Annotated in this window: 14 protein-coding genes and 1 pseudogene; 10 read left to right on the forward strand and 5 right to left on the reverse strand. The window is 64.1% G+C overall.

The annotated features are described in order from the left end of the window. Window positions 1–22: 22 nt before the first annotated feature. Window positions 23–862: a DMT family transporter gene (locus ACFUOZ_RS10125; RefSeq protein WP_377547501.1), complete on the reverse strand. Its 840-nt coding sequence runs from the start codon at window positions 860–862 to the stop codon at window positions 23–25. Between the two features lie 86 nt (window positions 863–948). On the opposite strand from ACFUOZ_RS10125, the gene ACFUOZ_RS10130 reads away from it, so the two are divergent. After that, entirely contained in the window at window positions 949–1,800 is an 852-nt protein-coding gene (locus ACFUOZ_RS10130) for a LysR family transcriptional regulator (protein WP_377547504.1), read from the forward strand. 62 nt (window positions 1,801–1,862) lie between these two features. Beyond that, window positions 1,863–3,670: pseudogene (locus ACFUOZ_RS10135) on the forward strand (thiamine pyrophosphate-requiring protein). Window positions 3,671–3,681: 11 nt separating this feature from the next. On the opposite strand, the gene ilvD reads toward ACFUOZ_RS10135, so the two are convergent. Continuing rightward, window positions 3,682–5,544, reverse strand: a complete 1,863-nt coding sequence (ilvD, locus tag ACFUOZ_RS10140) for a dihydroxy-acid dehydratase (protein WP_377547506.1) — start codon at window positions 5,542–5,544, stop codon at window positions 3,682–3,684. Between the two features lie 86 nt (window positions 5,545–5,630). Between ilvD and ACFUOZ_RS10145 the strand changes: the two genes are divergently transcribed. Then, on the forward strand, window positions 5,631–6,482 hold the full coding sequence (locus ACFUOZ_RS10145) for a helix-turn-helix transcriptional regulator (RefSeq protein ID WP_377547508.1): 852 nt from the start codon (window positions 5,631–5,633) through the stop codon (window positions 6,480–6,482). Here ACFUOZ_RS10145 and ACFUOZ_RS10150 read toward each other — a convergent pair. After that, window positions 6,479–7,582: an EAL domain-containing protein gene (locus ACFUOZ_RS10150; protein WP_377547511.1), complete on the reverse strand. Its 1,104-nt coding sequence runs from the start codon at window positions 7,580–7,582 to the stop codon at window positions 6,479–6,481. The genes ACFUOZ_RS10145 and ACFUOZ_RS10150 overlap by 4 nt on opposite strands. 173 nt (window positions 7,583–7,755) lie before the next feature. Here ACFUOZ_RS10150 and ACFUOZ_RS10155 point away from each other — a divergent pair, with 173 nt between their 5' ends. Next, the gene (locus ACFUOZ_RS10155) at window positions 7,756–8,574 is read left to right on the forward strand and encodes a CPBP family intramembrane glutamic endopeptidase (protein WP_377547513.1); all 819 of its coding nucleotides are present in this window, start codon (window positions 7,756–7,758) and stop codon (window positions 8,572–8,574) included. Here the strand turns inward: ACFUOZ_RS10155 and ACFUOZ_RS10160 are convergent. Further along, window positions 8,571–9,161, reverse strand: a complete 591-nt coding sequence (locus ACFUOZ_RS10160) for a MarR family winged helix-turn-helix transcriptional regulator (RefSeq protein ID WP_377547516.1) — start codon at window positions 9,159–9,161, stop codon at window positions 8,571–8,573. The two genes, ACFUOZ_RS10155 and ACFUOZ_RS10160, sit on opposite strands and share 4 nt — an antisense overlap. Window positions 9,162–9,246: 85 nt before the next feature. On the opposite strand from ACFUOZ_RS10160, the gene idi reads away from it, so the two are divergent. From idi to ACFUOZ_RS10190, 6 genes are read left to right on the forward strand one after another with little or no spacing between them, the layout of a single operon-like run. Continuing rightward, the gene (idi, locus tag ACFUOZ_RS10165) at window positions 9,247–9,801 is read left to right on the forward strand and encodes an isopentenyl-diphosphate Delta-isomerase (RefSeq protein WP_377547519.1); all 555 of its coding nucleotides are present in this window, start codon (window positions 9,247–9,249) and stop codon (window positions 9,799–9,801) included. Then, a complete protein-coding gene (locus ACFUOZ_RS10170; RefSeq protein WP_377547521.1) occupies window positions 9,798–10,895 on the forward strand; it encodes a polyprenyl synthetase family protein in 1,098 nt (365 codons plus the stop codon). The genes idi and ACFUOZ_RS10170 overlap by 4 nt, the downstream gene beginning before the upstream one ends. Next, a complete protein-coding gene (locus tag ACFUOZ_RS10175; RefSeq protein WP_377547523.1) occupies window positions 10,892–11,797 on the forward strand; it encodes a phytoene/squalene synthase family protein in 906 nt (301 codons plus the stop codon). Before ACFUOZ_RS10170 ends, ACFUOZ_RS10175 begins: the two co-directional genes overlap by 4 nt. After that, complete coding sequence (crtI, locus tag ACFUOZ_RS10180; protein ID WP_377547526.1) at window positions 11,794–13,443, forward strand: phytoene desaturase family protein; 1,650 nt, start codon at window positions 11,794–11,796, stop codon at window positions 13,441–13,443. The genes ACFUOZ_RS10175 and crtI overlap by 4 nt, the downstream gene beginning before the upstream one ends. Further along, complete coding sequence (locus tag ACFUOZ_RS10185; protein ID WP_377547528.1) at window positions 13,443–13,793, forward strand: lycopene cyclase domain-containing protein; 351 nt, start codon at window positions 13,443–13,445, stop codon at window positions 13,791–13,793. Before crtI ends, ACFUOZ_RS10185 begins: the two co-directional genes overlap by 1 nt. After that, on the forward strand, window positions 13,790–15,007 hold the full coding sequence (locus ACFUOZ_RS10190; protein ID WP_377547531.1) for a prenyltransferase: 1,218 nt from the start codon (window positions 13,790–13,792) through the stop codon (window positions 15,005–15,007). Before ACFUOZ_RS10185 ends, ACFUOZ_RS10190 begins: the two co-directional genes overlap by 4 nt. Here the strand turns inward: ACFUOZ_RS10190 and ACFUOZ_RS10195 are convergent. Next, window positions 15,002–15,523 (reverse strand): MarR family winged helix-turn-helix transcriptional regulator, encoded by a 522-nt coding sequence (locus ACFUOZ_RS10195; RefSeq protein WP_377547533.1) that lies wholly within the window; start codon window positions 15,521–15,523, stop codon window positions 15,002–15,004. The two genes, ACFUOZ_RS10190 and ACFUOZ_RS10195, sit on opposite strands and share 6 nt — an antisense overlap. Between the last annotated feature and the right edge of the window lie 244 nt (window positions 15,524–15,767).

Genomic DNA, 15,767 nt, shown 5'->3' on the forward strand with positions numbered 1-15,767 from the left:
ATCTCCCTACCTGGCCAAGCCCCTACCGCCTGCCCAGCAGCAACACCCCGGCATTGGCGGCCACAATCAAAGCAATCCCCGCCCACTGCACCAGCTCCAACTCCTGACCCAGGACCAGTGCACCAATGATCGCGGCGAAGACGGGATTGATGCTCATCAAGATGCCGAACAGGCTCGCCGGAACCCGCCGGAGCGCGATCAGGTCCGCAACGTAGGGCAGGACCGAGGCAAGGATGCCAGCCCCCACCGCGCACAGGACCGCCAAGGCATCCACCGGCCGACTCAGGAAAACGACGACGGCGACAGGCAGGAAGAGCGTCGCCGACACTCCCGAGGCGGCAGCCGTGCCCTGGATGCCTTGGATCCGACGGCCCACCACCCGGTTGAGGAGGATGTAAGCGGCCCAACTGCATGCCGCCATCAGGCCGAACCCAATGCCCACGAAGTCGGTGGAGGCCTCGGGGCGGGTAATGAGCATTACTCCAGCAGCTGCGGCAACGGCGCTTACGGCGCCTGCCTTCTGCCTTGAGCTGATCAAAGCCACGGCCAATGGGCCCAGGAACTCCAGGGTCACGGCAAGGCCCAGGCCAATCCGCTGGATCGAGGCATACAGTCCGAGGTTCATGGTTCCGAAGGAGAGTGCCAGCAGGAGCACGGGCCACCATTGCTGCCAGCTCAGCTCGCGCAGCTTGGGTCGCACGGTCGGGAGCAGTACTGCCGCAGCCACGAGCTGGCGGACTGCCACCACGCCCACCGGCCCCATCACGGGAAACGCAAGGGATCCGGTCGCCGCTCCGAGTTGGTTGGAGAGAGCACTGGCCACCAAAGTGGCGGTTCCGCCCGCCGCTGCACTTCTGTTCATGGTGAGAGTGTGCGCCGAAAAGAATCATTCGCTAAATGCATGAATGAACCTATTTATACGGAAAATGCATGAATAGGATGGACTCCATGGATGTGGAATTGCGGCAGCTGCGTTGCTTGGCATCAGTAGTTGATGAGGGGACGTTTACGGACGCCGCGATCGCACTGGGAATGTCGCAGGCAGCCGTTTCCCGCAATATCGCAGCCCTCGAGCAGGCCCTCGGGGCAACGCTGCTGGAGCGGACAACGCGCATGGTCAAGCTGAGCCCCGCCGGTGAGCGCACGGTCGCAAAGGCCCGGCGGATCCTGGCACTGTTGTCGGACCTTGAACGCGAAGCCCGGGGAGACGCCGGACGGGTACGGATCGGCTACGCCTGGTCAGCGCTCGGAGAACACACCACCGCGTTCCAGCGCAACTGGAGGGAGCGCTTCCCCACTACCGAGTTGCAACTGGTCCGTTCCAACACACCCAGCGGTGGGCTGCTGGACGGAACCACAGACCTTGCCATCCTTCGTCGCCTTCCGGGAGCGACCGGCGTCGAACATGTCCGGATCGGTACGGAAAAGCGCTACTGCGCCATGTCCGCGGACGACCCCCTGGCCTCGCGGCGGAGCGTCAGCCTGGCCCAAATTGCCGAACTGCCCGTGGCGATGGACCTGCGCACCGGAAGCACCACTGTGGAGCTCTGGCCGGAGGGTGGGCGACCACAGGAGGTGATTCCCATCAGTGACATCGACGATTGGTTGACCGTCATCGGCAGCGGTTCCGCCCGCGGGATCACGGCAGAGTCCACGGCCCACCAATACCGCCGGCGCGGCGTCGTTTATCGCCCGGTCAGGGACGCTCCAACGCTCCCCGTGTACGCCGCGTGGCTGACGAAAGACCCACCCCGGGAATGTGCCTCCATCGTGCAGCTCCTGGAGTTCGTGTACGCCTGAGCGTCCTGTGCCGCCCTGCCGCGCCCTGCCGCGAGATCCATCAGTATGCTTACTATGGGTTCATGACTCAGCGAACAGTTTCGGATCTGATCGTGGAACGGCTCAAGGCATGGGACGTTGACAGGGTGTTCGGCTACAGCGGCGATGGCATCAATGGCTTCATGGGTGCCCTCCGCCGCACCGAAGGCGAGGTGGAGTTCGTCCAGGCCCGGCACGAGGAAGCCGCAGCATTCATGGCCGTGGGCCACGGGAAGTACACCGGCGGCGTTGGCGTGGTCACTTCCACCCAGGGCCCTGGCGCGGTCCACCTGCTCAACGGACTCTACGACGCGAAAATGGACGGCGTTCCAGTAGTCGCGATCATCGGGCAACAGAGCCGGACCGTGCTGGGTTCGGCCTACATGCAGGAAATCGACCTGCTCACGCTCTTCAAGGATGTTGCCGCCCAGTTCGCGCAGCTGGCCAGTTCCCCGGAGCAGGTTCCCATGCTGATCGACCGGGCCTTCCGCACTGCCCTCGAAACCCGCACGCCTTGCGTAGTCATCGTCCCGCACGATCTGCAGACCGCCGAGGCACCGGAGCTCGAGCCCGATCACGGCATTGTGGTGACAGCCCCCATCTGGCACCCGGCCCGCGTGATGCCCCGCGACGAAGAACTGGATGCCGCCGTCGAAATCCTGTCCCAAGGTGAGCGGATTGCACTCTTCGTTGGCCAGGGCGCCAGGAAGGCCCGGGAGGAAGTGGTTCAGCTGGCCGAAAAACTCAACGCCGGCATCACCACCAGCCTGCTCGGCAAACCCTATGTGAACGAAACCCTCCCCTTCGCCACCGGAACCATGGGCCACCTCGGCACAACCGCCAGCGCATACCATCTGGAGAACTGCGACACCCTGCTGATCGTCGGCTCCAACGACCCGTGGACCGAGTTCTACCCCAAGCCGGGACAGGCCAGGGCGGTCCAGATCGACATCGATGGCCGCAAGATCGCCAACCGCTACCCGGTGGAGCTTGGCCTGGTGGGCGACGCCGGGGAAACCCTGCGGCAGCTCTCGGTCCGTCTCGACGCCAAACAACAGGAGAAGGAAAGCCAGCGCGCCCAGTGGCGTTCCGACGTCGAAACCCAGGTCAGCGCGTGGCGGCACCTTTCAGAGGAACGCGCCAACCTTCCTGCCGAGCCGGTAAATCCGGAGTTGGTGGTCCGCGAGCTCAGCGGAAGGCTCCCCGACAATGCCCAGTTGAGTATCGACGTCGGCAGTTGCGTTTACTGGTACGCGCGCCAATTGATCCTCCCGCAGGGAGTCCCCGTCACCTCAGCGGAACGCTCGCCAGCATGGGCTGCGCGATTCCGTACGGGCTGGCGGCCAAGCTCGCGCACCCCGACCGGCCCCTGGTGGCGCTGGCAGGGGACGGAGGCATGCAGATGCTGGGAGTGGCCGAGCTGATCACTGTGGCGCATCGCTGGAGGAGCTGGGCGGATCCACGGTTCGTGGTGTGCGTGTTCAACAACCGCGATTTGGCCGAGGTCTCCTGGGAGCAGCGCGAAACCGAGGCCGAACCGCGCTTCCCCGCCAGCCAGGAACTTCCGGACTTCCCCTTCGCCGCGTACGGCGAGCTGCTGGGCCTGGCCGGAATACGCGTCGAAGATCCAAGCAAGCTCGGCGAGGCGTGGGACTACGCCCTTTCCGCTGACCGGCCAGTGGTCCTGGAAGTCAGGACGGACCCCAACATCCCCCTGCTTCCCCCCTTCCCGGCGGGAGAGGAGAAGCTTGAGGGCATGAGGTCCGCCCTGTCCCAGGAGGGTCCCGACGGCGAGCATGCACGCAAGCTGTTGGACAGCTACGCCGAAGGAGAGTCGCAGCTCCGGGGTTAGAGGTTTACTGGCTAAAGGTTCTCCACCAAAGAGACATCGCGGACGGCGCCCTTGTCAGCGGACAACGCCATGGCAGCGTAGGCACGCAGCGCCGGGGACACCTGGCGGTCGCGGTTCTTCGGCTTGTATCCGCCGTTGACCAAGAGCTTCTCGCGGCGCTCGGCCAGGATGTCCTCGGAGACCTTCAACTCCAGCGAGCGCTGGGTGATGTCGATGCTGATGATGTCGCCGTTCTCGACGAGGGCGATCTCGCCACCGGAGGCAGCCTCCGGTGAGATGTGACCGATCGACAGGCCGGAGGTACCCCCGGAGAAGCGGCCGTCCGTAATCAGGGCGCACTTCTTGCCCAGGCCACGGCCCTTGAGGAAGGAGGTCGGGTAGAGCATTTCCTGCATGCCGGGACCACCACGGGGGCCTTCGTACCGGATGACCACCACGTCGCCTTCCTTGACAGTCTTGTTCAGGATCATCTCCACGGCCTCGTCCTGCGACTCGCACACGATGGCGGGGCCTTCGAACTTCCAGATGGACTCGTCCACGCCTGCGGTCTTCACCACGGCACCGTCCACGGCGATGTTGCCGCGCAGCACGGCAAGGCCGCCGTCCTTGGAGAAGGCGTGCTCCACGGAGCGGATGCAACCACCCTCGGCATCAGTGTCCAATGAGGTCCACTCGTTCGACTGCGAGAAAGCCGTGGAGGAACGGACGCCACCGGGAGCGGCGTGCCACAGGGCCTGCGCTTCCTCGGTGGCCTTGCCGCCGCGGATGTCCCAGTCATCCAACCAGCCGTCGAGGTCGCTGGAGTGCACCGAGTGGACGTTCTTGTGCAGGAGGCCGCCGCGGTTCAGCTCGCCGAGCAGTGCGGGGATGCCGCCGGCGCGGTGCACGTCCTCCATGTAGTACGTCTTGTTTCCGGCGACGTTCGGAGCGACCTTGGCCAGGCAGGGAACCTGGCGGGACTTGGCGTCCATCTCGGCCAGGCCGTAGTCCACGCCTGCCTCCTGCGCAGCTGCCAGCAGGTGCAGGATGGTGTTGGTGGAGCCACCCATCGAGATGTCCAGCGCCATGGCGTTGTCGAAGGCCTCGGCAGTGGCGATGTTGCGCGGCAGTACGGAGTCGTCGTCGCCGTCGTAATAGCGCTTGACGAGGTCAACGATAGTGGCGCCGGCCTTCTCGTAGAGCGCTTTGCGGGCGGTGTGGGTGGCCAGCACCGAGCCGTTGCCCGGTAGTGCCAGGCCGATGGCCTCGGCGAGGCAGTTCATGGAGTTGGCGGTGAACATGCCGGAGCAGGAACCACACGTGGGGCAGGCGTTCTCTTCGATGAGGTTGATGTCCTCATCCGAAATGGATTCGTCTACGGCGTCGGCAATCGCGTTCACCAGGTCCAGGGAGCGCACGGAGCCGTCAGTCAGGGTTACGCGGCCGGCTTCCATGGGCCCGCCGGAGACGAACACCACGGGGATGTTCAGGCGCAACGCGGCCATGAGCATGCCGGGGGTGATCTTGTCGCAGTTGGAGATACAGACCAGTGCGTCGGCGCAGTGTGCGTTGACCATGTACTCAACGGAGTCCGCGATCAAATCGCGGGAGGGCAGCGAGTAGAGCATGCCCGAGTGGCCCATGGCGATGCCGTCGTCCACGGCAATGGTGTTGAATTCACGCGGCACGGCGCCGGCGGCAAGGATCGCGTCGGAGACGATCCTGCCCACGGGTGCCAGGTGCGTGTGGCCGGGGACGAATTCGGTGAAGGAGTTGGCCACGGCGATGATCGGCTTGCCGATGTCGGAGTTGGCGACGCCGGAAGCGCGCAGCAATGCGCGGGCACCGGCCATATTGCGGCCGTGGGTAACTGTTTTGGAGCGAAGTGCAGGCATGAGTACCATCATGCTGGTCTTCCCCGGTCCCGGGAAGACGGTGTTGCTACTAGTAGTGAAAGTACCAGAGTAATAGTGTTGTCAGCGTGAAAGACGAGAGGCGCAAGGAACTCGGGCTGTACCTGAGGACCCGCCGGAACCAGGCCCTGCGATCGGACTACGGACTCCCGCCCGTAGGACGCTCCCGCGAGCGCGGGCTCCGACGGGAAGAGGTCGCCTTTCTCTCCGGCGTCAGCGTCACCTGGTACACCTGGCTGGAGCAAGGCCGCGACATCAGCCCGTCCAGGCAGGTGCTGGAGTCCGTGGCACGCGCCCTGCACCTTTCGGACACAGGGCTGGGCTACGTGCTCTCGTTGGGCGGATACTCCTCTGCCCTTCCCAAAGGGCCCGTCGCCGCCGACGCCCCCGCCCACGTCCAGCGGCTGCTGGACGCTCTTGATCCCAACCCTTCGTACGCTCTTTCCCCGGACTGGGGGGTTGCAGGGTGGAACCGCGCCTATGAGGCGCTGTATCCAAACATTGGAACGTTCGACGCCGCCGACAGGAACCTTTTGTGGTTGGTGTTCACCGACCCCTATGTCCGGGACCTGCTGCCGGACTGGGATGTCACCAGCAAAAGGTTCCTCGCCGAATTCCGGGCCGAAACAGGTCAACGGCTGGGCGATCCGGATGTTGCCTACCAAGTGGAACGGCTCAAGGAAGCCAGTCCGGAGTTCCAGGAGAGTTGGGACCGATACGACATCCTTGGCTTTGAGTCCCGCGAGCGGCTGTTCCATCATCCCGCTGTGGGAGTGCTGCAGCTTGAGCACCACCAGGTGTCGCCGTCGGACCGGCCGGACCTTCATATCGTGGTCTATACGCCGGCGCCCGGGAGTGACGCCGGCGGCCAGATGCAGCGACTGATGGAGACTCAGGGGAGCGGCGCAGCGGACATCTAGCCGGCAGGCTGCGCTTCCGTTTGCGCGCGGATGCTCCACGCCGACCAGTCCAGCGGGTGAACCGACGGCCGCCCCAAAAGGTATCCCTGGGCTGCGGTGATTTTGAGCGCGCTGACTTCCTCAAGCTCTTCGGCAGTTTCGATGCCTACGGCAATGACTTCCGCGCCGATCTCCCGGGCAAGTTCCACGATGGCCCGGGCCCGGATCCTCTGCCCCTCGTTGCCTTCAATACCTTCAATGAGGTGGCGGTCCAGCTTGATGATGTCCGGGCGCAACCGGTCGACGCGTTCCAAGGAGACCAACGCCGCGCCGGAGGCACTGATGGCCAGTCGCAGACCCAGCGCACGCAACGGGCCCAGTCCGTCGTTGCCGGTTTGACCTTCGACATCTGCCAGGCTGCCGGTGAGCTCAACGATGATCCGGTCCGGCGCAAGGGACGTCGCGGCAAGCAAGTTCCGGACCCTCGGGTCACTGGAAGTTGCGGGGGTGAGGTTCAGTGCAACAGACATAGTGTCGGGAACGTCATGCGCGGCCGTGAGCGCGCAGTGCAGGGCGGCAATCTCCAGCTCGGTCCCCAACCCTGCTGCAGCTGCTTCACTGAACCACACATCGGCACCGGCGCCATCTTCACCGACGAACCTGGTGAGTGCTTCAACTCCCACCACATCACCTGTTGGCAGCGCATGGACAGGCTGGAAGGCCGTCAGCAGGAGTTTGTCGGCCAGGATCGCCTGGATGCCTTCCCGCACTTCGTGGCTCACGGGAACCGATACGGTCCGGGCCGCATCAGCGGATTCGAGGTGGAGGCTGGAGGGCTGCAGTTGAACCGGCACGGCTCCCGGCGACGGACTCCCTTTGCGGGTTTCGAGCAAGTGCTCCAGCAGGGCGCCCGCAGGATCATCGGGATGCGTCTCGAGCAACGCGCGGAGCCTGGTCCTGGCGTCCTCGCTGCGGGGTTCGCCATCGGCGAGGATGGAATCAATGATGTCCTTCACCTGCTCACGCATGGTCGCCTCAGCAGATACTGGCACTTCTGCGCCGTTAGGGCGTGCGGAGTCCGCCCCGCCATCAGGTGAAAGAGAGCCCTCTTCTTGAGCCATCAGCCATTCCTTTATGTGTATCCCCCGCTGGCTAAGCCAGACAACTACCCGACCGACCCATCTGTGGGCCCTGTCACGAATGATACAGAAGAACCCATCGCCGTTGTGGTGGTGTGCCTGTACACGCGGGCAAAAACGTGTCGCGGGGGCGCCAGCCCTGAGATGCTTAGGGGGTGACGTCCATCTCAACGGAAGCGCCCCGCACCGCACTCAGCTGGAAACTGTTGCCGGCGGCGCTGCTCTCATTATCCGGCGTGCCGCTTTTTGCTGTGGGCAACGAGCTGCTCGGATACGGCCTGCTGCTCGCGAGCGTTGCCACAGCCGCTTTCATCGACCACCTGTTGATGCGTCACCTCGCGTTGGTAGCTGCCGGCATGTTCATCTTCAGCCAGGTTCCCCTTAATGCGGACCTCAGCACGGAACATATGGCACTCATGGGAGGCGCCCTCGCACTGGCAGTCCTGGTGCCGTGGTTGCTGTCGCGCTTCTTGTTCCGCGAAGACATCATCAAGTTCCCCGTCAACACCGGTCGAAAGTGGCCTCTTGCCGCGAAACTGTACTTGATCGGGGTTGTGGCGCTGGGCTACTTCATCCTGCCCGTCTACCTGATCAGCACCGGCGTCTACCAAAACTGGCCCGACGCTTCCGATCCCGACATCTTCTGGCGGCTCTTCCTGGGTGTCAATGCCGTGGGGATCTGGGACGAGCTGTTCTTTATCTGCACCACGTTCACCCTGCTCCGCCAGCACTTCCCGGACTGGATGGCAAACCTCCTGCAAGCTGTGGTTTTCTCCTCATTCCTATGGGAGATCGGCTATCAATCCTGGGGTCCCTTGCTGACGTTCCCTTTTGCGTTGCTGCAGGGCTACACGTTCAAGCTGACCAAGTCGTTCACCTACGTGGTTTCAGTGCACCTGCTTTTTGACCTCGTGCTGTTCCTGGCACTGGTTCACGCGCACAACCGCGATTGGCTGCCGATCTTCCTGTACTAGGTCCCCCAGCTTCCCGCCCAGGCCTCGTCCGCCACCTCAATTTCCCGCGCCATGTCATCAAGGAACCGCATCACTGTCACACGCTCGTCCGGAGTCAGGCGTGCAGCGGCAAGGAAGCGCCGGGCCTGCTGCTTACCCACCGTGCGCATCGCGGCGTCGTGCATTTCGGGCGTAATGGCAATTGCCAGTGCGCGGCGGTCCGAGGGGTGCGATTGGCGGGTGACATGGCCGGCGCGTTCCAGGCGGTCCAGCAGCTTGGTGGTGGACGCCGTCGAAATGTTCAGGTGGGAAGCGATCGCACCGGGCGTGGCGATGACCCCATGGTTGGCGCAAACAATCAGGTAATGCAGGGCCCGCATGTCCGACTGGTTGAGTTTCATGTACCGCAGGGAAGCCTCCGCGAGGCGCTGTTCGGCGTCGCGAAGTTTTCCAAGCGCGGCCATAAGCTCGCTGATCTGCTGGACGTCGGTGTCCGCGAGCCCGGAGCGGTCCATCAGCTCCTGATGGGGATCGTTGGCGTCCAGGTGATAGATGTCCGCTGATACCGGGAAGCCGGTTTCCTCGGGTTTTTCTTCAGGACTGGACATGCTGAGTATGTTACACCTAACTTCCTACATGGTAGCCTTTCTTCTAGCTTGTCTAGCAATATTCACCCCGGGAGGAAGACGCAGTATGAACGCGACAGAAATGGTTGTCCTCCTTGACGATGCTGGCCGGGCAATCGGCGCAGCACCCAAGGCGGGGGTACACACACGGGATACGCCACTCCACCTCGCTTTCTCCTGCTACCTCCTCAATGACGACGGCGAAATCCTCCTGACCCGCCGTTCGCCGGAGAAAAAGACCTGGCCCGGAATCTGGACCAACAGCTTCTGCGGGCACCCCGGTCCGGGAGAAGATCCCTTGGACGCAGTGGCCCGACGTGCGCGCTTCGAACTGGGCGTGGACGCCAACCGGATCGAGCTGGCGCTCCCCCACTTCCGCTACAGGGCCATTGACCCCTCGGGCATCGTGGAGAACGAGATCTGCCCCGTCTACGTCGCCAGGATCGGCGGCGATGTGGACCCCAACCCTGCCGAGGTGGCGGACTGGGCCTGGATGTCCCCAGCGATGCTGGCCAAGTCCCTGGAGCGCAGCCCCTCGGTCTTCAGCCCGTGGTTGGGCCTTCAATTCCCGCAACTCCTTGAGTCGCGGGTGCTCCAGCCAGGAACCGGAGCCAAGGCATGACCGTCATCCCAGGCGCCCTACGCAGCCGCACCGACCTCTGCACTGCGATCGAGAACGAGCTGAGCGGGCTTATTGGCAAACGCGCCAGCGCGGCCACGGCCTATGGGCCCCACTTCAGCAGGCTCTGGGAGCTCGCGGGCCGCAACGTCCTGGGCGGAAAGTTTGTCCGCCCACTGCTGCTGATGGAATGCTACGAGGCGCTCCGGCAACCCGCAACGAAGCACCGGGAAACCGCCATCAGCATTGCAGCCGCGATCGAAATGCTCCACTACTCCTTCCTGCTGCACGACGACGTGATCGACGGCGACCTCGTCCGGCGCGGCCATCCCAACCTCATTGGTTCCCTCCTCGCCGAGGCCCAGGCGCTTCCCCGGAACACCACTGAAGGTGCCCGCGAAGGCAACGACCTCCACTGGGCCCAAACAGGCGGAATCCTCATGGGCGACATGCTCCTCGCGGCCACCCATCAGGCGTTCGCCCGGGCCGAACTCCCCCACGCACTGAGACTGCGGCTCCTGGATCTCCTGGAACACACCATCAACGAAACGGTGGCCGGTGAGCAGTTGGATGTCGGCTTGGGTGACGGCATCATCGATCCCCGCCTTGAAACCATCCTGGTGATGTGCGGCTACAAAACGGCCACCTACACCTTTGAGCTTCCCTTGCGGGCTGCCGCAGCGCTGGCAGGTGCTGATTTCGCCGTCGAAAATGCGCTCGCCACCGCCGGCCGCCATCTGGGCCTGGCTTTCCAGCTCCAAGACGACCTCTTGTCCACGTTCGGTGATCCCCGCCGGCACGGCAAGGACCCCTTTTCTGATCTACGCGAGGGCAAGGAAACAGCGATCATCGCCCACGCCCGCACTACCGCGTCGTGGCCGGACATTGAGCCATTCTTCGGCAGGCCCGAACTCGATGGCGCTGAATGCGAGTATGTGCGCCGCCACTTGGCCGATTGCGGGGCCGAAACGTTCGTCAACGGGCTCATTCAGGAACAGATGCGGGCCTTCAACGAGCTGCTCACCAGCACCATTCCACCGGGTGTGTGCCGTGTTTTGCTGGATCTCGCCGGGCAACTGGAAGGACGGCAGTCATGAGCGTCGCCATGGACACCTCTTTCAGCCATTTCACCCGGACTGCCGAGCGGGCCGCCAACCAAGTCATTGCGGCCTACTCCACCTCTTTCGGCCTGGCATGCAAACTGCTGGGCCCGCGGCACCGCCAGCATGTGCGCAACATCTACGCCCTGGTGCGGGTCGCGGACGAACTCGTGGACGGTGTCACCGCCGAGGCCGGCCTCAGCTACCAGGAGCAGTGCGATGCCCTTTCGCACTTCATTGATGAAACCCACCGCGCCGTGAAACTTGGCTACAGCAGCGACCTCATCATCCACGCGTTCGCACAGACCGCCCGGGCAGCCCGCATAGACGATTCCCTGATCGATCCGTTCTTCGAATCGATGCGCACCGACCTCGGCGAGCGCACTTCGGCCCCTGCCGGTCCCCTGCGCTTCGACGCCGACGCCCACCAGGGTTACGTCCACGGTTCCGCCGAGGTGGTGGGCCTGATGTGCCTACGCGTCTTCATGCGGGATGAAAACATCGACGACGGCGATGCCGCGGCCCTGGAGCACGGCGCCAGCCGCCTGGGAGCCGCTTTCCAGAACATCAACTTCCTCCGCGACCTCGCCGATGACACCACACGCCTGGGCCGCAGCTACCTGGGCACCTCGGAGCACCTGGTGGACCGGGACCGCATGGAATGGGTACGCACCATCCGGGCCCAACTGGCCGACGCCAACGCCGTCATCCCGCTCCTCCCGCGTGACGCCCGGGCAGCTGTCCGCAGCGCACTTTCGCTCTTCACAGCCCTGACAGACAAGATCGAGCAGACCACCGTGGACGAGCTCTACCGCTCACGGGTCCGTGTTCCGGATGCCGTGAAAGCCGGCCTCGCGGCCAGGGCAGTGGCCTCAACCTGGATGGAGTTGCACCGATGAAACGGACAGTCGTAATCGGCGGTGGCATCGCTGGGCTTGCCACCGCCGCACTGCTCGCCCACGAAGGACACGAGGTCCAACTCCTGGAGCAGCGGAGCGAAGTAGGCGGCCGGGCCGGCAGCCTCGAGCGCGTTGGCTTCCGCTTTGATACGGGCCCCTCCTGGTACCTCATGCCCGGCATTTTCGACCATTTCTTCGAGCTTTTGGGCACCAGCACCGCCGAACAGCTGGACCTGCGCACCCTGAGTCCCGCGTACCGGGTCTTCAGCGAACCGGACGACGACGGCCGGCCGGAGCCATTGACCGTCCCCTTGGGCAGCGAGCAGGTTTTGGAGACGTTCGAAAAATTGGAGCCCGGAAGCGCCAAGGAGCTGGCCACGTACCTGGCATCGGCAAGGCACACCACAGAGATGGCCGAGCGCTATTTCCTCTACAACCCCTTCACCAAGCTCCAGGCCCTGCTCCAGCCCGAGGTGCTCCGGAGCTTGCCCAAGCTGGCGCAGCTACTCCTGACTCCCCTGGACAAGTACGTGGCCCGGCGCTTCCAACATCCGGTCCTCCGGCAGGTCCTGGGCTACCCGGCGGTGTTCCTTGGTACCAGCCCCTCCGACGCTCCCGCGATGTACCACCTTATGAGCGCACTGGACCTTGGGGACGGTGTGCAATACCCCATGGGCGGATTCCGGGAGCTGGTGACCCGGCTTGAAGCCCTAGCCGTGGACGCCGGGGTCCGCATCCACACCGGAGCCGAAGCCCTCAAGATCACCACGCGCGAAACCACAAGGACCAAAAAGGTAGGTCGCTTTGACGGCGTAAAACTTCCAGCCGCCTTGACCGGCAAAGACAGCCGCGAGGTGACGGGCGTGACGTGGCGCGACGCCTCGGGCAACGAGCACTACATTGTGGCGGATCTGGTGGTCTCAGGTGCTGACCTGCATCACACCGAAACCAAGCTGCTGGGTGTACGGGACCGCAGCTACCCGGCCTCGTGGTGGCAGCGGCGTACCAGCGGGCCCGGCGCCGTCCTGGTGATGCTGGGAGTCAAAGGCAAACTCCCGGAGCTGCCCCACCATTCGTTGTTCTTCACCCGGGACTGGGAAGCGAACTTCGCTTCCATCTTCGGAGCAGAAACCAGCATCCCTGATCCTGCTTCCCTTTACGTCTGCAAACCCAGCGCCACGGATTCTGCCGTGGCTCCCGCGGACCATGAGAATCTCTTTGTCCTGGTCCCCGTCCCGGCTGATCCGTCACTGGGAGCCGGTGGCCCGGACGGAACCGGCGATGTCCTCATAGAGCGTGCCGCCGACGCCGCCATCGACCAGATCGCCGAGTGGGCCAACATTCCCGACCTTCGCGAGCGGATCGTGGTCCGACACACGACAGGACCGGCGGACTTCGCCCGCGATTACAACTCCTGGCGCGGCGGAATGCTCGGCCCAGCCCATACCCTGGGGCAGAGCGCCATGTTCCGGGCCCAGAACGCCTCCAAGCGGGTTCAGGGCCTCTACTATGCGGGAGCCACTACTGCCCCGGGCGTGGGCGTACCCATGTGCCTGATCAGTGCCGAGTTGGTGCTGAAAAGGATCCGCGGCGACCACAGCACCGGCCCAGTCACCGTGAGGCCCGTAGCCAGCAGGATTGGCTGATGGGTGTCCTTTACCTGGTCTCGTTGTTGCTTGGCATCACGTGCATGCTGCTGCTTGACCACAGATTCCGCCTGTTTTTCTGGCAGGACGCAAAAGCAGCGGCGATCGTGACCGCCGTCGGGCTGTTGTTTTTCCTTTGCTGGGACGCGGCCGGCATCGGGCTGGGGATCTTCCTCCGTGGGGAAGGGAACATCGCCACGGGCATCCTGCTCGCGCCGGAGCTGCCCATCGAGGAACCAGTGTTCCTGCTGTTCCTGACCCTGTGCACCATGGTCCTCTACACCGGCGCCCGGCGGTTCTTGTCCCGGGTGCCCGGGAAGCGTCGCGAGAGGGAGCGTGAGAACGCATGACCTATCTTTGGCTCGCACTCATCTTCGTGGCCATGGCAGCGGTAGCCGGGGTGGCTTTTGCCCGGCAGGGGTCCCGCACCCGTGAGTCCCGGCGGCATTGGCAAGCCGTCGGGGTTGCCTTCGCTGCCCTCGCTGTCCTGACCGCAGTGTTCGACTCAGTCATGATCGGCATGGAGCTCTTCCACTACGACACCTCCCACCTCCTGGGCCTCACCGTTGGCCTGGCACCCATCGAGGACTTCGCCTATCCGTTGGCCGGCGCAGTGGCGCTCCCCGGCCTGTGGATGTGGCTGACACGACGACACGAGCGCAACGGCGACGCGACGCTGGGAAAGTCGTCCCGGCTCAAGGGCCTCATCCCCCAGGCGCTGTTGGCCTCCCGTCCCGTCAGCTGGATCAACACCGCCTACCCGTTCGCTGCGGCCATGCTGCTGACCACCCGCGGGATCGACTGGGTCCTGGTGGTGGGAACGATCTACTTCCTGATCCCGTACAACCTGGCCATGTACGGGATCAACGACGTCTTCGACTACGAATCGGACCTGAAAAACCCACGCAAAGGCGGCATCGAAGGCGCCCTCCTCCAGCCAAGGCTCCACCGGCCCATGCTGTGGCTCGCCGCGATCACCAACATTCCGTTCCTGGTGGTACTGGCGCTCGCAGGAGGTCCGGCGTCGTGGCTGCCCTTGCTGGTGAGCGCGTTCGCGGTGGTGGCCTACTCCGCCGCAGGACTCCGCTTCAAGGAACGCCCGGTCTTGGACTCGATAACGTCCAGTACGCACTTCGTGAGTCCCGCCGTCGTCGGCCTTGCAATCGCCGGCGCCGACGTGACGCCCGGACTCGTCATCCTGCTGGCCGCATTCTTCCTCTGGGGAATGGCCGCCCATGCCTTCGGCGCCGTCCAGGACATCGAACCGGACCGGCAGGCCGGCATCGGCTCCATAGCGACAGTCATCGGTGCCCGCCGGACGGTGCGCCTCGCCGTCGTGCTGTGGCTGGTAGCCGGCCTGGCCATGCTGGCGACGCCGTGGCCCGGGCCGCTCGCGGCGATCATCGCCGTCCCGTACATCGTCAACTGCGCGCCGTACTGGAACGTGACGGACACGACGGCGGCACGCACCAACACGGCATGGCGGCGGTTCATCTGGCTCAACTACGGCTCAGGATTCCTCGTGACGCTCATCTTCATCCTGCACTGGAGCCTCACGTCATGAGCCGGCCGGCTCCTCGGGGTCCTCGTCGATGGTGTCCATCGCCTCGCGCATGTGCAATAGGAAGTCCACTACTACGCGGGACTCGTCGGGGCTCAGCGCAGATGCTGCGTCCAGCATCCTGCGGTGCATCCCGCCCAAGGTGTGGCGCACTTCCTGGTCCGACCCGGGCGTTGCCTTCAGGATCAGCGCGCGGCGATCCGTGGGGTGCGGCTCCCGCAGGATATGGCCCGACTCCACCAAACGGTCGATCAATGTGGTCATGGATGCCGACGTTATCCCGAGCTTGTCCCCAAGGTCCTTCGGCTTCATTACCTTGCCCGCAGCTTCAGCCTCAAACAGGTATCGCAGTGCCAGCAAGTCTTTCTCGCCCATCCCCATAGAGGAACGAGTCCGCCGGCGCATCGCTTGTTCGGAGGCCCGATAGTCCCTCAATGCGTTCAGGACATCGATGGCGATGGCCTTCTGACCAGGGTCTTTTCCGTACCAATAGCCCCTTGCGTGGCCTTCCGTGTCCATCCGATGTTCCTTCGATAAGCGTAAAGCTCGCTTCACTAGCAATCTGATACTAAGTCACGGACCCCGTGAATGCATGAAACCGCACATCCCGTACGGAAAGAGGCTCAGCACATAGCAACCGGAAGACCCGATTTCAGGCGGCAAATCACTGTGACGGCCAGCCTGGTTGTCTGCATCGTTGGTTCGATGATCGGCGTCGGCGTCTTTGGCGGGACGCCTATTGCGGAGGCATCCGGCGCCGCTG

This window comes from Paenarthrobacter sp. NPDC057355, assembly GCF_042667405.1.
Classification (GTDB): Bacteria; Actinomycetota; Actinomycetes; order Actinomycetales; family Micrococcaceae; genus Arthrobacter.

Coding starts and splice junctions, on each gene's coding strand:
- crtI (WP_377547526.1), top strand. CDS start 11,794: ATGAAACGGACAGTCGTAATCGGCGGTGGCATCGCTGGGCTTGCCACC.
- idi (WP_377547519.1), top strand. CDS start 9,247: ATGAACGCGACAGAAATGGTTGTCCTCCTTGACGATGCTGGCCGGGCA.
- ACFUOZ_RS10150 (WP_377547511.1), bottom strand. CDS start 7,582: ATGGCTCAAGAAGAGGGCTCTCTTTCACCTGATGGCGGGGCGGACTCC.
- ACFUOZ_RS10195 (WP_377547533.1), bottom strand. CDS start 15,523: ATGGACACGGAAGGCCACGCAAGGGGCTATTGGTACGGAAAAGACCCT.
- ACFUOZ_RS10190 (WP_377547531.1), top strand. CDS start 13,790: ATGACCTATCTTTGGCTCGCACTCATCTTCGTGGCCATGGCAGCGGTA.
- ACFUOZ_RS10160 (WP_377547516.1), bottom strand. CDS start 9,161: ATGTCCAGTCCTGAAGAAAAACCCGAGGAAACCGGCTTCCCGGTATCA.
- ACFUOZ_RS10130 (WP_377547504.1), top strand. CDS start 949: ATGGATGTGGAATTGCGGCAGCTGCGTTGCTTGGCATCAGTAGTTGAT.
- ilvD (WP_377547506.1), bottom strand. CDS start 5,544: ATGCCTGCACTTCGCTCCAAAACAGTTACCCACGGCCGCAATATGGCC.
- ACFUOZ_RS10170 (WP_377547521.1), top strand. CDS start 9,798: ATGACCGTCATCCCAGGCGCCCTACGCAGCCGCACCGACCTCTGCACT.
- ACFUOZ_RS10185 (WP_377547528.1), top strand. CDS start 13,443: ATGGGTGTCCTTTACCTGGTCTCGTTGTTGCTTGGCATCACGTGCATG.
- ACFUOZ_RS10175 (WP_377547523.1), top strand. CDS start 10,892: ATGAGCGTCGCCATGGACACCTCTTTCAGCCATTTCACCCGGACTGCC.
- ACFUOZ_RS10125 (WP_377547501.1), bottom strand. CDS start 862: ATGAACAGAAGTGCAGCGGCGGGCGGAACCGCCACTTTGGTGGCCAGT.